The sequence below is a fragment of the Flammeovirga sp. MY04 genome, from assembly GCF_001682195.2.
Taxonomy (GTDB): Bacteria; Bacteroidota; Bacteroidia; order Cytophagales; family Flammeovirgaceae; genus Flammeovirga; species Flammeovirga yaeyamensis.
In genome coordinates this window covers 1968945-1988699 of record NZ_CP003560.2, presented here as the reverse complement: position 1 = coordinate 1988699, position 19755 = coordinate 1968945, and the positions used below count along the sequence as shown (strand labels likewise).

Below are 19755 nucleotides of genomic sequence, written 5' to 3'. Positions count from 1 at the left end.
TGATTTATATATCAAACAGTTACATGAAAACTTTATGAACTTGCATATTTTGATCAAATAATGAATTGATTACATGTATCTATAGATGCTATTAGCTCTATTTTAAGTTGTACTATTTGTATATTTTATCAATAGAAAAAGCCCTGATGAAATTCATCAAGGCTTTAAGCATACTAATATTATTCAATCTTCTAATATTATAGATTCTAACTATGAATGATCTTTATCTGTGCTCTAAAATAATGGTAGCAGAAGTGAAGTTATTGGCCACTTTGACATCTTGATATGCAGAATTGTATAGTAATAATGAGATTACTAATGACAAACGTTCCTCTGTAATTACTTCTGTAAAAAGACTACTTTTGGCTAGTGCTGTCACCAAAGATTGAACAATATTTTCTACACCAGTATCTTGTATATTGATCAATACTTCTTGAATTACTTTACTTACATTTTCTTGGTTGATATTATCCTTAATAATATCAAGTTCCATAATCATATTGGCTATTTTATCAGCTATTAATTGTGTGTCTAGATTGGCTATGCCATCTATTACTGGGAATAATATTCCGTAGACATTTTCTTCATTTACTATTGATGTGATAGCATCACTCACTGTTTTTGATATCTTGAATGATAAATATTCAGCGTCTGTACCATCTATTATCAATAATAATTTCGAGGATATATATTCGTGAATTGTTGGTGAAGCAATATCAGCCAAAGCACTTATCAATGAAGTGATGATAGGAGCAGCAGTTTCAGAATCAACAGATTGTAATTGAGTCAGCCCACTATTAATGGTTTGATGTATAAACTCCGTACTTAAAAATTGATTTTTTATCAACTCGCTTATTTCTTGAGTCGTTTTTTCAGCTCCTCCATTAAGTGAAATCACAGGTTTAGCAGCAATAAACGCTGTTTTTAAAGTTGATGTCATACTTTCATAATCAGGGTTCAAATCAATTCCATCGAAAGTATTATTTATAGTATTAATAATGACTTCGATTTTATTCGTAGTCTCTTCTGCTAATTCACCCATTTTTAAAATTGATGTATCTTCAATTTTTGAAACAGTTGGATATATGATATTATAAAAAGTTTCAACATTTAAGAAGTTGTCTTCCAATAGAGAAGTAATACTTGATGATACTGAAGAAATTGTTTCAGCATCAAGTTGTGTATATTCATCCCAGATTTTTTCTGAGATCGGCATAATTCTATCTTCTGTAAGAATCTCAGAAATTACATTCATAATAAATGATGTAATGGTATCCGCACCTTCTTCAGGAGATGAAACGATCTCATCTAATTTAGGGTAAATGAAATCATATATCTTTTCCTTACTAAGTGATGATTGTACAAGTTGTGCAATTTCTTGGCTCAATTGTCTAGAAAGTTCATCAGAATCAAAATCAATGATCTTGTCCAATTCTGTTTTTAAAACTTCTGATAATTTAGCTTCAATTTCTAAAGACTCTAGGAATTTAAATAACTCCTCAGAAATAGCATCTGCAGTTTCTTCAGGGGGTAAATGCTCAATAAATTCTCCTTTACCAGCGAGCCAACCTACAAGTGCATTATTGATTAATCTTTGAACAGTCTCATTATGATAAAGAAGCTTTGTAACAAGACCACCAATTTTATCAGGTGTTCCATTGGCAACATATTTTACTAATTTCTCATTAGCATCTTTAATTAAAGAAGCTGCTGATTCCTCGTTGACGTGTAGTCTGAATTGTTTCAAATCCTCATCATATTGATATTCATAATTCAGATTGATAGAAGAATTGGTAATTCTAATTTTTTGGTCATTAATGATAAAGTATCGACCAATACTATCAGTTAAGAAATTATAGTCATGATGAGAGGTTGTGATATCACCACTTGTTGTAAACTGATGAAAAAATGACTGATTATCTAAATCCTCAAATACCATATCACTTAAATCATATGTTCCTCCAGACAAAATATCTGATGAGGCTGCTGACCAAAGAATAGGAGGGGCGATATCATCACTTTTTGTAATTACCTCAAAATTATTTAAATACCATTGGTGTTCATTCAGAATAGATTTCGTATTCTGAACAGTTTCAATAACCGGGTCCATTGGTTGTTCACAAGCAAAAACAAGGATATTTAGCAATGGAAGAAATAGAAGGTTCTTCAGTTTTTTTGTAATAGTAATCATGTTGATTTATTTAAAGATTGAATTAATATGAAAAGGTATCTTTTGATTACATTACAAATATCATAGACAGAAAAAGGAGTTAGTTATATGAAATAATTAATGATTTACACGTTTTCGTCATTTCACTACTTTTAAAAAACGAACATAAAAAAAGCCTTGACAGCTTCATGTTGTCAAGGCCTTATATTAATGTGTCTAAGAATTATTTGATTCTCAATCGTTGTCCTTTTTTGACAGTATTGGAATCCATATTATTCATCTTTTTGATATCATTGATAGAAACCCCATACTTTTTAGAGATAGAATAAAGAGTTTCACCACCACTTACCATATGATATTCAGGAGCAGTATTTCCATTTTCCGAAGAAGGATCCGTTAAGCGTAATACTTGTCCCTCGTTAATTGAACCATTGCTTCCTAAATTATTCCAAGAGATAAGGTCTTTATGGTAAATTCCATACTTTCTTGATATGGCAAATAATGTTTCTCCCTTAGCAACTTTGTGAGTTTTTGCAGAAGATACATCAGGTGTGCTTGTGGTTGCAGCAACTAATGGAGTGCTTTCAACAACTTTAGTCTCTTCAACTACAGCAGGTTGTTCAGCAGCAGCTTGATGATAAATAGATTCATCTACTGTTGTTGTAGCTGGACCTCTTGAAGCATATGTTGGTTCTTCAGCTGTTTTTTGAGGGATCTGCAAAAACATAGGAAGTCGAGCATAGTTGCCTTGATCTTGAAGCACTTTATTTTGGTTGATGATATCTTGTTCTGAAATACCATATTTAGCCGAAATAGATGCTAGAGTTTCTCCATCTTCCACAGTATGGGTTAAAACCGTTCCCGAATAGGCTCCTGTTGCGTCGATTGCACTATTTGATGCTACTGAATTAAACTGATTTCCACTTGGGTTACTTACAAAAACTTCATCACCAGGGTGTAATTCTTTATTGTTATTCCACTCTTGTAACTGTCTTGCAGAAACACCGTATTTTCTTGCAATTCCATAATAGAACTCGCCAGGTTGTACAGTATGCTTTTGTACAGCAGCCATTTCTGTTTCAACAGCCTCTTCTTCTAATGCGTCAGCAGCAACAACAGTAGCAGCACCTGCCACAACTGCAGTTTCTCCAACAGTAATTGTACCATTACCTGTTCGCTCATTTGCTGGCATAATTTCAAAAGAATCATCAGTGGCAATAGTCTCTACTGCTTGTTCTTCTACAGCAGGTTGATCTGTTGGAATTACTATGGTTTCTTCTGCAACTGTTTCATCTTTGCCTACTACTAGAACTTGACCTTCTTCGAGTGCAAGATTATCTCCAATGTCATTCCATTCTTTTAGTTCTAACATGGTTACGTCATACATAGAAGAAATTGTAAATAAGGATTCACCTTCTTGAACAACGTGTGTTTTACTGTTAGGATCTATGTTTAAAGCTGTGCTGTCCACACCTAGTGTTACTACCGCAGCAGTTTCTACTAAAGGAGTTTCGCTTTCTTGAATTTCTTCATCAACAACAGGTTCTTCTAATGGTGGTAGGTCTACCACTTTTGGAGGAACTGATTTAGGTCTTTTCTTTTGAAGGAATAAAACACGACCACGTGCAAGTGGTTCATCGGCTTTCATTCTATTTTTCTTAGCCAATGTTTTTAATTTGATACCATATTTTTGAGATACCTCCCATAGGTTTTTTTCTGTATTTACCGTATGATTAGGTACCATGGCTTTCCCTTTTTTTGCTTTAAGGTAATAGACATGTCCTTCCTGTAAATCATCAAAAGAATCCATATCGTTGTATTTGTAAATTTTCTTTACATCTACACCTAAAGCATTGGCTATTAGCATAAGGTTTTGATTTGGACCTGCAATAAAGGCAGGGATGGCATTGGCATCCACCAATGTAATTTCTTCCCCATTTACAGTCTTAGTTTGAACATTAGTGATAATAGGATAGGGGTTATCATCTTGATAAGGTTGATAATTTACTATTAACTCTGCTCGTTTTAGGGATATTATATCAGTATGTTTATTAAATGAGCTTAGTAAGATAGTTGCTCCAATTAGTAAACTTAAAGTATTTATTTTTTTCATAATAGGTTATGTGTACCTTATTTTTGAGAAGTCATGGTTAAGCCAGTACCGACCGACCTATATTAAATTACTTATTGTGTGGCTAAATTACAATTTTTGAGCCATTAAAATACCATCACGTAAGGGTAATATGCAACTTTGTACTCTTTTATCAGATGTAACTTTATTATTGAATGACATAATAGCTTGAGTCATTTTATCATTCGCTTTTTCATCAACAACTTTACCTTTCCACAAAACATTGTCTATCAATAGATAACCTCCTTCTCGAAGAAGAGGAAGACACATTTCGTAATACGTGTCGTTGTTCATTTTATCAGCATCGATAAAAATAATATCAAATTGATCCCCTAAGTCAGGTATTATATCAACGGCTTTTCCAATATGAAGTTTAATGATATTAGAAAGTTTAGCTTTTTTTATGTATTCGGAAATTATTTTCTCCTTTTCATCGTCAATTTCAATGGTATGTAATTCGCCGTTCTTTTGCATACCTTGCCCAATTGCGATAGCAGCATATCCTGTAAAAGTACCAATTTCCAATACTTTTTTTGCAGACATTCCTTTGGCTAACATGGTTAGAAAAAGTCCTTGAGGATGTCCAGAAACCATATGAGGCATATTCTCCTCGAGATGCGTAGCTCTATCCAATGCTTTTAATGTTTCATTTTCTGGAGTGGCTACTTTCTCAATGTATTCATCAATTAGTGGATGTGTAATATGCGGCATATACTTATTTTACAAATGGATTTTTATCTTTAGATGCATCACTATTAAATACTTGAATAGCGATTACTTCAGCTTCAGCAGTTTGAACATCACCCGACCAAGAGGTGCATTTCATGACAATCTTTTTACCTTTTCTTTCAGTAACTTCGGCCACCAAACGTATGGTCTGATTAATCGGTGTTGGTTTAAGGTACTTAATGTTCATCGTACCTGTGGCATACCTGTAATATGGAGCAGAATCTAGTGCTCTTCCTTCCGATTTATAGGCGTCAGCCATTGCTGTACCCATACAATGACAGTCAATAATTGTCCCTAATATTCCACCACTAAGTAGGTTAGCCCAACCATGGTATTTTTCTTCAGGAAGCCATTCACATATAGCCAAATCGCCCTCCCAATAACTTTTTATATGCAATCCATCCTGATTGTCCATTCCACAACCAAAACAAACATTGCCAGGCATATGATCTTGAAAGTATGGTGACATTATTTATATTTTTTCATTTGAGTAATTACTGCTCTCATATCTTTAGGATATTCAGCTTCAATGAAGATTTCAGAACCATCGACATCTTTAAATCGAAGTGATCTTGCATGTAAAGCTACTCTTGACATCAATGCTTGTTCTTCTGTTCCTCCTTTTAGATTGAATTTACGTCCTTTGATTTCTGAAAGGTAAGGTGATTTACCACCGTATACTTCATCTGAAATAATAGGAGAACCCAAGTAAGCCATATGAATTCTAATTTGATGCATTCTACCTGTAAGAGGTTTACATGCAACTAAAGAGTGGAATTTATAAATATCTTGTGTTTTCACCAACGTTTGTGATGGTTTCCCTTCGATATCGATACGAACATTACCTCGGCCAGAAACTAAGATGTTTCTATCTACCATCACACCGTCAAAGTTTTCTACGCCCTCAACAACTGCATGGTAAATTTTCTCCACTTCTCTTTTTTCAAACTGAATTGCCAAATGACGGTAGGCTTCGGGTGTTTTAGCAATGGCCATTACACCAGAAGTTTCTTTGTCGAGACGGTGACAAAGTTGTGTGTCTCCACCATATTTTTTTGCTTCCTGATAAACAGTTGGAAGCGTTTTATCTCTATCTTCTAAACTTGAGATATATGGAGGTTTATTGACTAATATATAATTATCATTTTCAAAAATGATCCACTTTTTAAAGTTCGGTATCTTCATTTTCAGTGTCATTCACTAATTTCAAATCAAAAGAAAAATTAGAACCTTCTTCAGGAGTACTTGTTACAGAAATACCAGTATCGTGTCTCTCTAAAATGTGTTTACATATAGCAAGACCTAATCCTGATCCACCTTGTTTTTTAGTTCTACTTTTTTCTACTCTGTAAAAACGTTCAAAGATACGATTTTGATCCTCTTCAGGTATTCCGAAGCCATTATCTTTTACATTAATGGTAACAGTATCTTCTTTAACTTCCAAAATTACTTTAACCCATCCATTTTTGTTATTATACTTAATACCATTAACAACTAAATTTAAAACAACTTGCTTTAGACGATTGTAATCAGCATTAATGTAAATAGGGTCATCAGAAGGTGCTTCTAATGTAACAGTAATATTTTTCTTTTCAGCTTTTTGTTCTACTTGTTCTAAAACATCCACCAACATCACCTGAACATCAAATTCTTCAAACTCCATGTTAATTTCTCCTGCCTCAATTTTTGATACAGTCAGTAAATCTTCTACTAGAATATTTAAAGCATTAAGCGATTTTGCTGCTTTTTTCAAGAAACGATCTCTTACATTTTTATCATTTACTGCACCATCCAAAAGGGTGAGAATAAAACCTTGAGTGGCAAAAATAGGAGTTTTAAGTTCGTGTGAAATGTTGGCCAGAAATTCTTTTCTGTATTGTTCCATTTGTTTTAATTGGGCAATCTCATCTTCTTTCATTTTTGCGTAATGATTAATCTGAGATTTAATATCTACAATTGGATTTTTTTGTTTTTGTCCAAGTTCTGGCGAGAATCCATTGGATTGTTTTTGTCGTAGTTCGTGTATTTGTCTATGAATATTACTTATCTCTTTAAAAAAGATAAATTCTAAAACAAAATAGGTAAGCAGGAAGGAGGATGAGAAAGAAATAATTAAACCCACTACAACTCCCATTATAGAAACATCTGGTATGATAGATAGGAAAGCTGCAGTTATACCTCCAACACAAAGTGCTAGTAATAAGGAAACTGATTTCGCGTTGAAATACATAAATTCTTTATTTTAAATAAAAAACCTCATAACTAAACGCTATGAGGTTCACAAATATCGTAAAATGTGTTTTAAGCTTCAAACTTATAACCCACTCCTTTTACAGTTTTAATATAGCCTTCACCAATTTTCTCTCTTACACGTCTAATGTGTACATCTACAGTTCTAGCTAAAACATAAACATCGGCACCCCAAATGTTTCTCAAGAGATCATCTCTATTGAATACTTTATTTGGAGATTCTGCTAGGAAATACAATAACTCAAATTCCTTTTTAGGAAGCGTCTTTGCCTCTCCATCGATATATAAGGTATAACTTGATTTATCAATAGAGAATTTCCCAATATTAATAATATCCTTTTTCGATTTTTTACTCTTATGCTTTCTTTTAAAGATAGACTCAATACGTTTCATTAAAGCTCTTGGCTTTACTGGTTTTACGATATAGTCATCAGCACCCACATCAAAAGCAGCAACCTCGGAATATTCCTCAGCTCTTGCAGTTAAGAAGATAATATGGGCATCAGAAAGATCTGGATTTTCCTTTATTTGACGACAAGCTTCAACACCATCCATCACAGGCATCATGATATCTAAAATGATTAACTCTGGATGAAACATTTTAGCAGTCTCAACAGCCTGTTTTCCGTCGTTTGCAGTTTTTACATTATAACCTTCTTTTTGAAGATTATAACTTAATATTTCTACAATATCTGGCTCGTCGTCTACAACGAGTATTTTACGTTCTACTTCTGTAGGCATCCTTAATGATATCTTTTAATTTTTCTAAGTTTATCCTCTAATTTATTGATATGATATTACTCTTCAAAGAAATTTTAGTAACTGTAATTTAATACTATTAAAATGTTCATGTTTAGTTAACATAAAACTTCCAATGTTACCAATTTACATTGTTTTCTTGTGATTATATAAAGATTGCAATATCGTGCTATCAATAATTACTTCATGCTTTTTATGTAAATCAGACAACCATTGTTTTTCAATTTCTTGTTGGTAGTCTGCAATTACAGCACCTTTTGATACATCAAATGGTTTTGGTCCTTTTGGTAAAAATGTTTTTACATCGGCAATAATATATCGATTACCTTCTTGGAAAATATATCTACCCACTTTAAAGTTTATTTGATCTGCATGAGGTAAATCTTCTTTTGTGTAAACACCTGTTTCAAAATTCACAGATAGGTTACTCATTCTATTCTTTACAGGAATATAGTTAGAAGTTAAGGTACTGTAAAATTGTACATTTACAGCTTCAGAACCTTCACTTTCCACAAATTTAATTTTAGATAGGTCAATTTTTTCTTTTTCAAGAAAAGCAGAGATCTTTTTAATGCGGTTCTTCTTCAATACTGTACCACTGTTTTTTGGCATTTGAATATCAAACTCCACAAATAAATTAGCGTCCTTATTTAAAACATTAGTGATGTTGTTTAAGTCACCAACAGTTGTTTTGTATAAGTATGAGCTACCTTTTTTGAAATATAGAGAAGAAATATCGCTAGGGAATACTTTGTAGTATCCGGAATCAAGCATTACGATAGTCTCATTTTCTAATTCCTTATTGCCTGTGTTATAAAAATCCACTTCCACGCGATCCTCATATTGATAATGATCGATATTCTTAGTGTAGAATTCTTTTAATAATTCAGGATCTGAAGTCGCTTTATTCCAAACACTATCTTCCATTACTCTAAACAATAACAATCCGTCTTTGTACTCTTGAGATAAGTGAGCAAACTCTGGATATTTTGTCGGTAACTTTTCTCTTTCAACCTCAATTAATGTCTGATTCACGAAACGCTCATAATATTGTTCTAAAACTTCCTCCAAACTATCAATTGATGTTCTTTTTTGTTCATCGCTTACATACACGAAGAAGTCATTATTCATCACTTTTTTACCATCTATAGTAAAGAGTGTTTTTTTCTTGATTTTAGTAGGAGTACTTTCTTTCAACGACCATTTCCCTTCTAAAAGAGTAGAGTCAAATTGAGAAAATGCAATCGTCTTATTCTCATCATTAGGAACAAAATGATTATCATTTTTCAGTTTTTGAATAAACTGTTCTTTGCTTGTCGAAGATCTACTATCTCTTTTTACTTTTTTGACAAGAGACGGATACATCACATCGTAAGGCTTAACAGGTTCTTTTCTATACAATCGAATGATATGCCATCCAAAATCTGTTTGGATTGGCTTTGCTATATCGCCCACTTTATTAACAGATTCTATTCCTTTTAAGAATGCAGGAGGGAAGCGAACCTCTGAAACAGGTGGTAGAATTCCTTTTTTTGTTGATGTACGTTTATCTTCAGAAAAAGTATTACATAACTGATCCCAATCACCTCCATTCTGTAGGCTATCATAAATAGCAAAAATCTTTGTTTTGTGTGCTTTTTGATCTTCAGGAGAGTTTCTGATACTCGACTTAATCATAATGTGTTGAGCCTGCAAAGTACCATAACGAGTTCTTTTATCTTTAATATAAAGTAGATGGTAACCGAATTGAGTTCTAATCGGGCCAGCGACATCTCCAATTTTTGTATTATATGCTGCTTCCTCAAAAGGATATACCATTTGAAGAGAAGTGAAATATCCTAAATCACCTTTATTCTGCTTTGCAGATGGATCTTCAGAAAATTCAAAAGCTAACTGAGGAAATTGCTCTCCATTTTTATATTTATCAAGTACCTCTAATGCTTTGTTGTAAGCTTTTAGAGTATCTTCTGGAATAGCATCTGGTTTACAGTTAATTAAAATATGAGATGCTCTAACTTCTTCTTTTTGACGTTCATATGCTTGCTTTACAAGACTGTCGTTAAATACAGACTCGGTTAAATAAGGCTCTTCAAGTTGTTCGATATACATTTTGTATTCGTTCTTGAAAGCATCTAATGTATCATAACCTAAAGCTTCAGCTTCTGCTACTTTTAATTTGAAATTGATAAAAAGATCTAGGTATTCATCTATACTTTCTTGAGTATAAAAACTTGAATCTTTTTGATAATTCTTTTCATACAAGTAAACGAAGTTCTCCTTAGTAACGTCTTTCTGATCTAAATGTAGAAGTGCAGGCGAAGTAGATGATATTGATGTACTACCTGATTTCATAGGCATTGTACAACCTGAGATTACACAACCTATAATTAACAAATAAGTATATACCTTGCTGGTTTTATTGAGCATGTTTGTTCAAAAAATTAAGATGCTATTAAGTAATAGCTAAAAAGTTAAATGAATGGACTAAGTGCCGTACCAAATTGATAAGTACTTAGAATGTAGTTTCAATATGTTTAATTCGAGTATTAAAATCAAAAAAAAGGTCGATAACTTAAACGTTACCGACCTTTCTTTGACAAATTTTATTCTTTTGCTTCCTCAGTAGGAGTTGCAACAGGTTCTTCCGATTCCCTTTCAGCTTCTTGGATTTGCTCCAAGTTTTTCGAACGCTTACGTTTTTGTTTTCGCGTTTCTTTAGGGCCATCATTAATTTCTTTCTCAGCTTGTTCTTTTGTAATCTTTCCAGCTTCTTGAGCAGCTTTAATTTTTGCTAGCTCTTTTTCCCAAGCTGCTTTCTTATTAAGGTGTTTCTTCAAATCCTTATCAACATCTTTTTTAAGTTTGCCTGCATCTGCAAAAGCACTACTGTCTGAATAACGCTGACCAAATTTACCATAAGTTTCTATAGCAGATTCGTAACGTTCTTCTTGTTTATCGAATACAGACATTTTTGCCAATTCGTATTCTGCCTCCATTTTTTTATACATGGCCTCAGGTTTAAAATCTGAGTCAGGATAATCTTTCATGAAGTTTTCATAAGCAATAGCGGCAGCTTTATAATATCTTAAGTGAGAATATTGTTTAGAAATCTCGAATGCCTTCAATTCCAATCTTGCTCTCAATTCATTAATCAAATCGTCGCACTGTTGAGCGTACTGACTAGTAGGGTAGCGGTTAATGAAGTTCTGAAGTTCTTCAATTGCTTGTGAAGTACCCGATTGATCAAGGTTGTAATCAGGTGTATCTTTATATAAAGAGTAACCATTCATAAATAAAGCTTCTTCAGCAAAAGGAGAACGGTTATAGGTTTCAAAAAAGCTTTTGAAGTGGTGGGCTGCAATTAAATACTGCTTTTGCTCAAATTGAGAATAAGCATAATAGAATTGGATTTTTTCATATTCAGCTGCACCAACAAAAGCACCCATGATATCCTCGAATAGAACAGAGGCTTTATAATAATCTTTATTATCGTAATAATTTAGAGCGGCATCGTATTTTTCGTTGATGTCTCTACTCTTAGATATTTTCGAAAACTTACTACAAGAAAAGGATAATGTACCTAAAATTGCACAAGCAATAATAATTCTCTTACTCAACATAACTGCAAATCTAGATTTAAGCCGACGTATAAAAAAAGGTTTTAAATTTCAACTCTGTTAAAAGATGGTAACTCTTTAGTAATTAGAGGATTAATTTTGTCGCTTAAATTAGCTTGTCCATTTTTTTAAAAATTAAAGATGCAAATATAATGGAATAACCTTTTTTGAAGAGGATAGCATAAAACACCATCAGGTTTGTTCCAAAATAAAAGACCCCCAAATTTAAGAAATGGAGGTCTCTAAAAATAATTTTTTATTGAAATAACCCAATTAATTGATTTTTATACTGCCATAACTGGATTTCAATACCAATTTCTTGTCAGAATTTTTATCCAAGTTATAACCTTTATACTCAGCTGAAGTATTTTTCTCTATTTGATAATAATTTTCTAAAGTGGATAAATTCGATTTGAACGAACCGTAGCGAACATTAGCTTCATAAGCAAAATCTACATTTTCAGTTAAATTCAATTTGATTGATCCATAAGAACTAGAAGCATTGATACCTGTGAAGTTTTTATCAACATGATCGACATTAATATTACCATAACCAATTTGATAATTGAACTGTCCTTTAAGGTTGTTGATATTTAAGTTCGAATACTTCGAAGAACCAGAGACATTAATGGCTGTTCCAACATTAATGTTGCCATAAGCATCATCCAAGATAATATCATTGGCTTGTCCAATATTTAATTTACCCAAATACTTCGTTTCGAATTCACCTTTTTCGATATAATCAATTGTTCCATTACCATATTTGATGATAATCTCATTGCTCTCGTTTTTCAACTCCTTCATGGTTAGGTTGCCATAACCCACTTCAATGAATGCTTCACCTGAAATATCATCGGAAAAGATGCCTCCATATTTATTAATAAGGCTTAGGTTAATACTTTCGGGCGCCTTAATAGTATAGGTGATTTTAAATCCTTTTCTATCGTTAATGGATACTGAACTTGGCGTATTTGTTTTTAATGAAATATTATTTCCAGAAGAATTATCTGATACTGAAATAGATTCTAACATACTTTGAGCTTTTGACTCGGAAGTACTCCATGCTTCGAATAATATTTCTATTTCTACATCTTTAATGTCTTTACCTGTTTCAATATTAATATCTCCATAACGATTGCTGATGTTCATTACAGAAGAGGTATTAATAGAGGTATACTTTTTAACTTCTTTTCTACTTACTGTATTGGGATGTTGTTTAGCTTGTAAAGCAGTGGCAATACATAAGAATAAAATACTAAATATTATATTGTTGAACTTTTTCATCTTTGTGATCTTCTTTGGTTTGGTCTAATATTATTTCCATTTGCTTATTAAGTAGCTCTACCTGAAGTTCAAGAACTATAATCATTTGTTTCTTGATGATTTCTGGCTGTTCAGACGTTTTCAATTCTCTTTTTAAATCCTTGTAATTGTCTTTTAGAGTACCCAACTGTGAATCGAAATCGGATAATAATCTGACATCTTGATAGTTTAATTTTTTAATCTGTATTTGCTTGGTGTTTATTACTTGTTTAAAATATTGTTCAGCTTGATTCCATTCGGTATCAGCTTTTACAGTAGCATTATTTTCTTTTAATGGTAGCTGTTGTGTTTTGAAAATAAAGCCAATGCCAATACCAATAACAATTGCAGCAGCAATACTACTCCACCATCTATAATTTTTAGAAAAGTGAACTTCTTTCACCTTTGGTGTTTCATCTTTACTTTCTAATTTCTGATCGTCTTGATCAAGTTCGGTTGAAATCTTATCCCATAAACCAGTAGGAGCCTCAAATTTATCAATGGATCCAGTAGGCTGATCTAGGTTAATATCAAATGATTCGTCTCCTTCGAGTTCATTTTTGATATTTTCCCAAACATTATCAGAAGGTTGGTCACTATCTAATTTAGATTTGTTACTGATGATGACCTTTTCAACTTCATCAAATAAATAAGACTTAAAACGATCGTTGCATTTTGCCGATGGAGAATAGACATCCAAAGACGATTTATGCTCTAGGATATATTTTTCTAATTTTTCCATGGTTATATTGATGCGTTTAAAATATCTCTCAATTTCTTCTTTGCTCTACTATACTGAGACTTAGAAGCAGAAACACTTATATTAAGTATTTCAGAAATTTCGTTATGATCGTAACCTTCCAGGAGGTAGAGGGAAAATACCACTCTATACCCATCAGGAAGTAACTGAATAGCTTCTCTGATTTTATCTATATTGAAGATAGCCTCATTATCCAATGGGTCTTCTTCTTTGATTTGGTCGATCGGATGAGTCTCCGTATCTACAAAATCAATTCTTCTTTTATTCACATAATTGATAGAATGGTTAACTACAATTCTTTTGAGCCATGCTCCGAAAGTAGAAGTACCACTAAATTGATGAATGTTTCTGAAAGCGTTCAAGAATGCTTCTTGTAATACATCTTCAGCCTCTTCTAGATTATTTACAATTCTAACTGCTACGTTATACATTGCTTTAGAATACTGCTGATAAATTTCATACTGAGCTTTTCTATCACCTTCTTTACATCTTTCAAGCGTTGCCGTCATTATTTCGATTATTTTCGATTCAACTTAAAGACTTCGGTTTGTTTGAAAGGTTGCAGGATGAGAAATTTATTTTTAGAAAATTTCTGAAAATAGTTATAGTTTACTTTTTAGAGTGATGAATAGTTTGTAATTAATCTTTATTACAATCTTTACAGACACCCAAAATTAAATAGTTTGTTTCTTTTGCTTTATATCCGTTGGGAAGAGTAACCGATTGTATAGGAAGGTCATCCATACATTCTGTATCTCCACATTCTTGGCATTTAAAATGAACATGATCGTGTGAGTGATCGTGCTCTGAGCAATGATTTGTATTACACATTGCAAATTTCACAATGTTGTTTTCATCGATAACACGATGTAAAATTCCTTTATTGATGAAAGTTTTGAGCGTACGGTATATCGTGGCACGATCACATATTCCCTCCAATTGGTTTTCGAGAATATTTTCTGATAGTGCAACTTTAGAATTCATAAATATATCTAGAATACTTACTCTACTAGCAGTTCTTCTTAGTTCTGCATTATTTAAAATATCGATAGCTTCATTACTCATAACACAAAAATAAAAGAAAGCGAGCAATTTTACTTACTCGCTTTAATAAACTTAACGTCAAAATTTGATAAATCACTAATCTATAAAAGATTAGATCAATATTATTCTTGATTCACACCTGATGGGCGAATGACAAATGAGTTTAAGAATGATTCAAAAATCGGCACATTGTCAATTTCCAATTTTTGTCCAATCTCTTGTATTTTTTGCAATTCAACCTCTGTAATAGACCTTTCGTTTAAAAGATCATCGTCCTCTTCCATGAATAAGAAAGAAAGGAACTTTACAAAAATGAATGGTGCATTTAAGATATCTCTTTTTAAATCACCCGTTAAGGCATTTGGGTTTTTTAGCGTTTCAAGAATCACATTATTTGCTTTCAAAGATGAATGCATAGTGATTTTGATCAATTCATAAAAACGATCTTCCCAATCTTTAAAATTATACGAAAGGTATTTTAAAGCTGGAGCCAATGGGTCGTTCTTTTGGAAGAAACTTCTTCTTGAAAGTTTTCTAGCTTTTCTTCTCAAAGTAATCTCTTCGTAGTGACTCACACTTCCATTCGCTAATGCAATACCAATAGATGGGGAAATTAAAGTGATTGAAATGAAGTCGTCGTCGCTTAGATCCATAAAAGCAGGGTCCACTTTTAGAAAATCTCTTTTCAATGCCGTCATGGCGTTGTATAGATCATTGTCCCTTACTAGGGTGATCAATTCGCTACCTGTGATCATATTAGGTGTTTATTATATAATATCAAATTATTTTTTCTTCTCTTCTTTTGGTGCTTTGTCTTTTTTACCAAAAACAGAGAAGTGTACATATCTTTTAGGATGTGCTTGGAAATCGATAAATAAAGAATCCAAATCAGCCATTGTTTTTACCATTTGGTCATGAAGCTCTCTTTGGGTAAGTAAAGCACCAACAGATCCTTCTGGGTTATTTACATTATCTAAAGTTTTGTTCATGTTAGCAAGCAATAGTTGTGCTTCTTCAACAGTTTTCTTTAAATCTGCATTCTCCAAAGAGTCAGCAATGTTCTTAAATGAAGCCAACATAGGTTCTAAGTTCGATGAAGCGTCAGCAAAATCATTGGAGATCTTTTCAAAGTTTTGAATCGACGCATTCAAAGATCTTGTGTCGATATTCGCCATTTTGTAGTTGGCTGTTATTAGTAGGTCATCCACTTTCTGACTAGTGGTTTTGAAAGTTGACATCACAAATCGAGCAGTGTCTAGAGTAGATTCTAGAGAGGCTAAAATAGGATCTGCTTTCTTAGAAATCGCAGCTATCATTCCATCTTCAATTTCACCTTCTAAAATACTTCCTTCTTCAGCTAAGGCTTTTTTTACTGGGAATCGAATAATTACCTGCTTGTCTCCTAACATTCCTTTGTCTGCAATAACAGCAATAGCTCCTTTATAAATAGTGTAATCTTTATTTATATCTAAAGTGACTTTTACTTTATTATTCTCTTCTTGTAATAATTCCATAAAAGATACTCTTCCAACTTTAACACCGTTAATTGTGACTATATTTGAGACTTGTAAATCTGGAGTTTGATCGTAAACGACGAAGTATTGGTTTTGGTTAGAAAAAACATCAATTCCTTTGAGGAAGTTATATCCTACCCAAAGCACAATAAAACAGATAGTTGCGAAAAGTGCTACCTTTACTTCGTTAGAAAATTCGATTTTTATTTTGGCCACGTTTAAGTATTTTGGTTTGTATTTATAAGTTACAATTGTAGCTTGCAACTGTAATATGACTTCTCAAATTTATCAAAGAATATTATTTTATCTACATTTCTTTGGGATTTTGATCTTGAAGACTCGAAATATTACATTAAATTTGTGTGAAGTCGGTTATTCAATACCCTGACTTTATGTTTAAGCTTTTTAGTCATTATCTAAATACACTTAATTTTTTGCAAAACTTATTGTATGGACTTGCGAGCATCTTTCTGTTTATTTGTCTATCAGGAAATCAAGCGCAAGCGGGAGAAATAAGTGATGAAGAAATCACCGCGTTCTATAAAGTAGAGAATGATACTGCCAAAAGTAGGCAGGCGGTACGTACTTTGTCAAAAACTATTCGTCAGTTAAATGCAACTTCTAAAAATGAAACTTTAGAGAAGTATGCTGCTGCTCTACACGCTTTTTCAGACTCAGTGTTATTTAGAGGGGATAGAGAGTTACAACAAATCAGGAAAGATATGTCTGATCCTGACATCGTAGAGCAAATAGTCGATTTAAATAATGCCTTAGTTTCTGATGATGATATCGAATGGGACAATGTAGATGAAACCGTATTTGATGAACTCGATGCTATAATACTCGATTTTTCAGGAGGAGATAAGTATGTTTCGCCAGAAGAGATCTTTAATACATTAGACTTACTGAAAAGAGAGGGAGCTGATTCAATCGCGAAAGCAGAAGATCAATTTGAAAATCCAGTAGAATATACCGCAGAGCGAACCAATATGGTAATGAGAACCCAAACATTATACCTCGAAGAAAAAGCAGAGGTAACGTTTGGTGAACAGAAATTGAATGCGGGTCAGATTGAAATGAACTTTGTGACTCACATTGTAAAAGCACAAGGTATGGCTGATTCCACCGGTAAGATCGTTGAAAAACCCATTTTTGTTGATGGACAATCGACCTTTAATGCCAACCAAATGATTTACAATTATGAAACGGGTAAAGGTCTAATTAAAGGTATTGTAACAGAAGAAAGTGATGGTATTATCACATCTCAATTAGTGAAAAAAACAGCAGGAGAGGAAATGTATATGGCAGACAACGTGTATACCACTTGTCGTTTAGAACACCCTCACTTTGGTTTTAAAACGCAAAAACTAAAGGTAGTTCCTGAAAAAAATATTGTATCTGGTCCTTTCTTAGTAGAGTTGAATGAAACACCTCTTCCTTTAGGCTTCTTCTTTGGTATTTTCCCTGCAACAACGAATAATACTTCCGGTTTTATTATGCCTACTTATGGTGAGTCGACCGATAGAGGATTTTACCTTAGAGATGGTGGTGTATTCTTAGCTTTAACAGACTACTTTAACTTACAAGTTTTAGGTTCTGCTTATACACTAGGTGGATGGGGTGTAAGAACACAATCCCAATACCGAAAAAGATATGCGTTTAGTGGTAGTTTTGGTTTCGATTACATCAATAACTTATTCCAAGAAAATGATGGTTCTGTATCGACCCAAACCGATTACTCATTACGTTGGACACACTCTCAAGAAAGTAAAAAGAATTCACGTTTCTCAGCAAACGTAAATATTGCCAATTCAGATTATAACAGAAACAACTCACAAAACGCTAATGATTACTTACAATCTTCGATGAACTCGTCGATTAGTTACAGTAATAGTTTTTCAGTGGGTAATGTCAATTTCTCCACAACGGCTCAAGGTCGTTATCAACAAAATGTTCAAACAGGCGAGGCAACATTAGCACCAGAAGCCAGTTTAAACATGGCGAGAGCGAGACCTTTTAAATCTTTATTTAAAAAGTCTAACCCAATTTCAGAGATTGGTATTACATATAATATGAGTGCTAGAGGTGAAGTAACCAATAAATTAGGTGCAGGTAAACTTCCTTTTGATGTGGTTGGTGCTGATAACTCAGATGATGATGGCATTGGAGAAGATGGTAAATATCCTGATTTATTAGCCAACTTAGGCGATTATTCGGATCAGTTCCGTTGGGGTGTGACACATGATATTCCAGTTTCCACTCAGATGAAAGTTTTAAAGCACTTTACGTTATCACCTAGTTTTTCTTATAAAGAATACTGGCACCCTGTAAGCTATGATTATACTTATATTGAATCTGAAAATGCTGTTTTAGTAGATACAACCAATGCGTTGACAAGATATAGTGAGTACAGAACTTCAGTAGGTTTTAACACCAATATGTTTATGTTCTATAATATGAAAGGCGGTTCAATCTTCAGACATACGATTCAGCCTTCTATTTCATATAACTTTAACCCAGATTTTGGTGATCCTACTTTTGATTATTATCAATATGTACAAACAAGTGAGTCTAATACAAATGGAACAAAAGTATTTAGATCTCAAGGCGGATTAGTAGGAGCTCCTAGTGGAAATAGAAGTCAGGCCATAAGTTTCTCCATCAACAACATCTTAGAACATAAATCTGGTCAAAAAGGTGAAGATGGGAAATCGAAAAAGACAATGATCTTAAATAACTTGAGCATGTCATCAGGTTATGATTTCGAACGAGATTCTTTGAATTGGTCAGATATTAATGCAGGTTTCAGAACAACACTACTTAAAAAAGTAGATGTAAGTGTTAATTCTAGATGGGATCCTTACCGTTATGTAGTTACTTCAACAGAATATGATGAAGGTGCGGGTAGAGAAGTGGTAACAGGTCAGTATAAATCAAAAGACCTATTAGCAGGCTCAGGCGGAGGAGTTGCCAACCTTAGTAATTTAACTGTTGCAATAGGTACAAGATTACAACCCAAAGGAGCCAAAGAAAAGAAAGAAAAGAAATTGGATGAAATGGAGCCAAGGAACGAAATGGAACGTCAGATGATCGAAGAGATGAGGCGTAATCCTGATCTTTATATGGACTTTGATATTCCTTGGTCATTATCATTAAATTATAGTTTGAACTATAGTCAAGTAGGATTTGCTGAACCGACAGTTACTCAAACCTTAACATTTAGCGGTGATGTTTCTCTAACACCAAAATGGAAAGTGGCTTTCAGATCTGGTTATGACTTCAAATTAGGTTCATTCTCGTATACATCACTGGATTTAACCAGAGACCTACACTGTTGGCAACTTACAGCCAACTGGATTCCATTTGGACCACGTCAGTCGTATAACATTACAATCGCTGTAAAAGCAGCTATGTTGCAAGATTTGAAGTGGGAGAGACGTAACTCATGGATTGATAGAAACGATAGATTCCAATAAAAA

16 protein-coding genes are annotated in these 19755 nt (G+C 33.2%); 1 reads left to right on the top strand and 15 read right to left on the bottom strand.

The genetic code is table 11. The annotated features are described in order from the left end of the window. Nucleotides 1-223: 223 nt before the first annotated feature. The 15 genes from MY04_RS08025 to MY04_RS07955 form a co-directional block, all read right to left on the bottom strand. Nucleotides 224-2191 (bottom strand): hypothetical protein, encoded by a 1968-nt coding sequence (locus MY04_RS08025; protein ID WP_066208432.1) that lies wholly within the window; start codon nucleotides 2189-2191, stop codon nucleotides 224-226. A gap of 202 nt (nucleotides 2192-2393) precedes the next feature. Then, nucleotides 2394-4283: a LysM peptidoglycan-binding domain-containing protein gene (locus MY04_RS08020; RefSeq protein ID WP_066208431.1), complete on the bottom strand. Its 1890-nt coding sequence runs from the start codon at nucleotides 4281-4283 to the stop codon at nucleotides 2394-2396. A gap of 87 nt (nucleotides 4284-4370) precedes the next feature. Continuing rightward, nucleotides 4371-5012, bottom strand: coding sequence for an O-methyltransferase (locus tag MY04_RS08015; RefSeq protein WP_066208429.1), 642 nt, complete (start codon nucleotides 5010-5012; stop codon nucleotides 4371-4373). A 4-nt stretch (nucleotides 5013-5016) separates the two neighbouring features. Then, entirely contained in the window at nucleotides 5017-5499 is a 483-nt protein-coding gene (locus MY04_RS08010; protein WP_066208427.1) for a PaaI family thioesterase, read from the bottom strand. Next, the gene (locus MY04_RS08005) at nucleotides 5499-6215 is read right to left on the bottom strand and encodes an RluA family pseudouridine synthase (RefSeq protein WP_066208425.1); all 717 of its coding nucleotides are present in this window, start codon (nucleotides 6213-6215) and stop codon (nucleotides 5499-5501) included. Before MY04_RS08005 ends, MY04_RS08010 begins: the two co-directional genes overlap by 1 nt. Beyond that, nucleotides 6196-7260: a sensor histidine kinase gene (locus MY04_RS08000; RefSeq protein WP_066208423.1), complete on the bottom strand. Its 1065-nt coding sequence runs from the start codon at nucleotides 7258-7260 to the stop codon at nucleotides 6196-6198. Before MY04_RS08000 ends, MY04_RS08005 begins: the two co-directional genes overlap by 20 nt. A 71-nt stretch (nucleotides 7261-7331) precedes the next feature. Then, the gene (locus MY04_RS07995; protein WP_066208421.1) at nucleotides 7332-8021 is read right to left on the bottom strand and encodes a response regulator transcription factor; all 690 of its coding nucleotides are present in this window, start codon (nucleotides 8019-8021) and stop codon (nucleotides 7332-7334) included. Between the two features lie 144 nt (nucleotides 8022-8165). Beyond that, nucleotides 8166-10391 (bottom strand): peptidylprolyl isomerase, encoded by a 2226-nt coding sequence (locus MY04_RS07990; RefSeq protein ID WP_205960504.1) that lies wholly within the window; start codon nucleotides 10389-10391, stop codon nucleotides 8166-8168. A 251-nt stretch (nucleotides 10392-10642) separates the two neighbouring features. After that, a complete protein-coding gene (locus MY04_RS07985; protein ID WP_066208417.1) occupies nucleotides 10643-11659 on the bottom strand; it encodes an outer membrane protein assembly factor BamD in 1017 nt (338 codons plus the stop codon). Nucleotides 11660-11929: 270 nt separating this feature from the next. Beyond that, nucleotides 11930-12940 carry a DUF4097 family beta strand repeat protein gene (locus MY04_RS07980; RefSeq protein ID WP_066208415.1) on the bottom strand — a complete coding sequence of 337 codons (1011 nt, stop codon included), beginning with the start codon at nucleotides 12938-12940 and terminating at the stop codon, nucleotides 11930-11932. Further along, on the bottom strand, nucleotides 12912-13700 hold the full coding sequence (locus tag MY04_RS07975) for a hypothetical protein (RefSeq protein WP_066208413.1): 789 nt from the start codon (nucleotides 13698-13700) through the stop codon (nucleotides 12912-12914). The genes MY04_RS07980 and MY04_RS07975 overlap by 29 nt, the downstream gene beginning before the upstream one ends. Nucleotides 13701-13702: 2 nt before the next feature. Beyond that, nucleotides 13703-14227 carry an RNA polymerase sigma factor gene (locus tag MY04_RS07970; RefSeq protein ID WP_066208411.1) on the bottom strand — a complete coding sequence of 175 codons (525 nt, stop codon included), beginning with the start codon at nucleotides 14225-14227 and terminating at the stop codon, nucleotides 13703-13705. Nucleotides 14228-14357: 130 nt separating this feature from the next. Beyond that, nucleotides 14358-14783, bottom strand: coding sequence for a Fur family transcriptional regulator (locus tag MY04_RS07965; RefSeq protein ID WP_066208409.1), 426 nt, complete (start codon nucleotides 14781-14783; stop codon nucleotides 14358-14360). A 101-nt stretch (nucleotides 14784-14884) separates the two neighbouring features. Beyond that, on the bottom strand, nucleotides 14885-15517 hold the full coding sequence (locus MY04_RS07960) for a hypothetical protein (RefSeq protein ID WP_066208408.1): 633 nt from the start codon (nucleotides 15515-15517) through the stop codon (nucleotides 14885-14887). Between the two features lie 27 nt (nucleotides 15518-15544). After that, nucleotides 15545-16492 carry an MlaD family protein gene (locus MY04_RS07955; RefSeq protein WP_066208407.1) on the bottom strand — a complete coding sequence of 316 codons (948 nt, stop codon included), beginning with the start codon at nucleotides 16490-16492 and terminating at the stop codon, nucleotides 15545-15547. A gap of 218 nt (nucleotides 16493-16710) precedes the next feature. Here MY04_RS07955 and MY04_RS07950 point away from each other — a divergent pair, with 218 nt between their 5' ends. Beyond that, nucleotides 16711-19752, top strand: coding sequence for a putative LPS assembly protein LptD (locus MY04_RS07950; RefSeq protein ID WP_158297615.1), 3042 nt, complete (start codon nucleotides 16711-16713; stop codon nucleotides 19750-19752). Nucleotides 19753-19755 lie beyond the last annotated feature (3 nt).

Coding starts and splice junctions, on each gene's coding strand:
- MY04_RS08025 (WP_066208432.1), bottom strand. CDS start 2,191: ATGATTACTATTACAAAAAAACTGAAGAACCTTCTATTTCTTCCATTG.
- MY04_RS08020 (WP_066208431.1), bottom strand. CDS start 4,283: ATGAAAAAAATAAATACTTTAAGTTTACTAATTGGAGCAACTATCTTA.
- MY04_RS08015 (WP_066208429.1), bottom strand. CDS start 5,012: ATGCCGCATATTACACATCCACTAATTGATGAATACATTGAGAAAGTA.
- MY04_RS08010 (WP_066208427.1), bottom strand. CDS start 5,499: ATGTCACCATACTTTCAAGATCATATGCCTGGCAATGTTTGTTTTGGT.
- MY04_RS08005 (WP_066208425.1), bottom strand. CDS start 6,215: ATGAAGATACCGAACTTTAAAAAGTGGATCATTTTTGAAAATGATAAT.
- MY04_RS08000 (WP_066208423.1), bottom strand. CDS start 7,260: ATGTATTTCAACGCGAAATCAGTTTCCTTATTACTAGCACTTTGTGTT.
- MY04_RS07995 (WP_066208421.1), bottom strand. CDS start 8,021: ATGCCTACAGAAGTAGAACGTAAAATACTCGTTGTAGACGACGAGCCA.
- MY04_RS07990 (WP_205960504.1), bottom strand. CDS start 10,391: ATGAAATCAGGTAGTACATCAATATCATCTACTTCGCCTGCACTTCTA.
- MY04_RS07985 (WP_066208417.1), bottom strand. CDS start 11,659: ATGTTGAGTAAGAGAATTATTATTGCTTGTGCAATTTTAGGTACATTA.
- MY04_RS07980 (WP_066208415.1), bottom strand. CDS start 12,940: ATGAAAAAGTTCAACAATATAATATTTAGTATTTTATTCTTATGTATT.
- MY04_RS07975 (WP_066208413.1), bottom strand. CDS start 13,700: ATGGAAAAATTAGAAAAATATATCCTAGAGCATAAATCGTCTTTGGAT.
- MY04_RS07970 (WP_066208411.1), bottom strand. CDS start 14,227: ATGACGGCAACGCTTGAAAGATGTAAAGAAGGTGATAGAAAAGCTCAG.
- MY04_RS07965 (WP_066208409.1), bottom strand. CDS start 14,783: ATGAGTAATGAAGCTATCGATATTTTAAATAATGCAGAACTAAGAAGA.
- MY04_RS07960 (WP_066208408.1), bottom strand. CDS start 15,517: ATGATCACAGGTAGCGAATTGATCACCCTAGTAAGGGACAATGATCTA.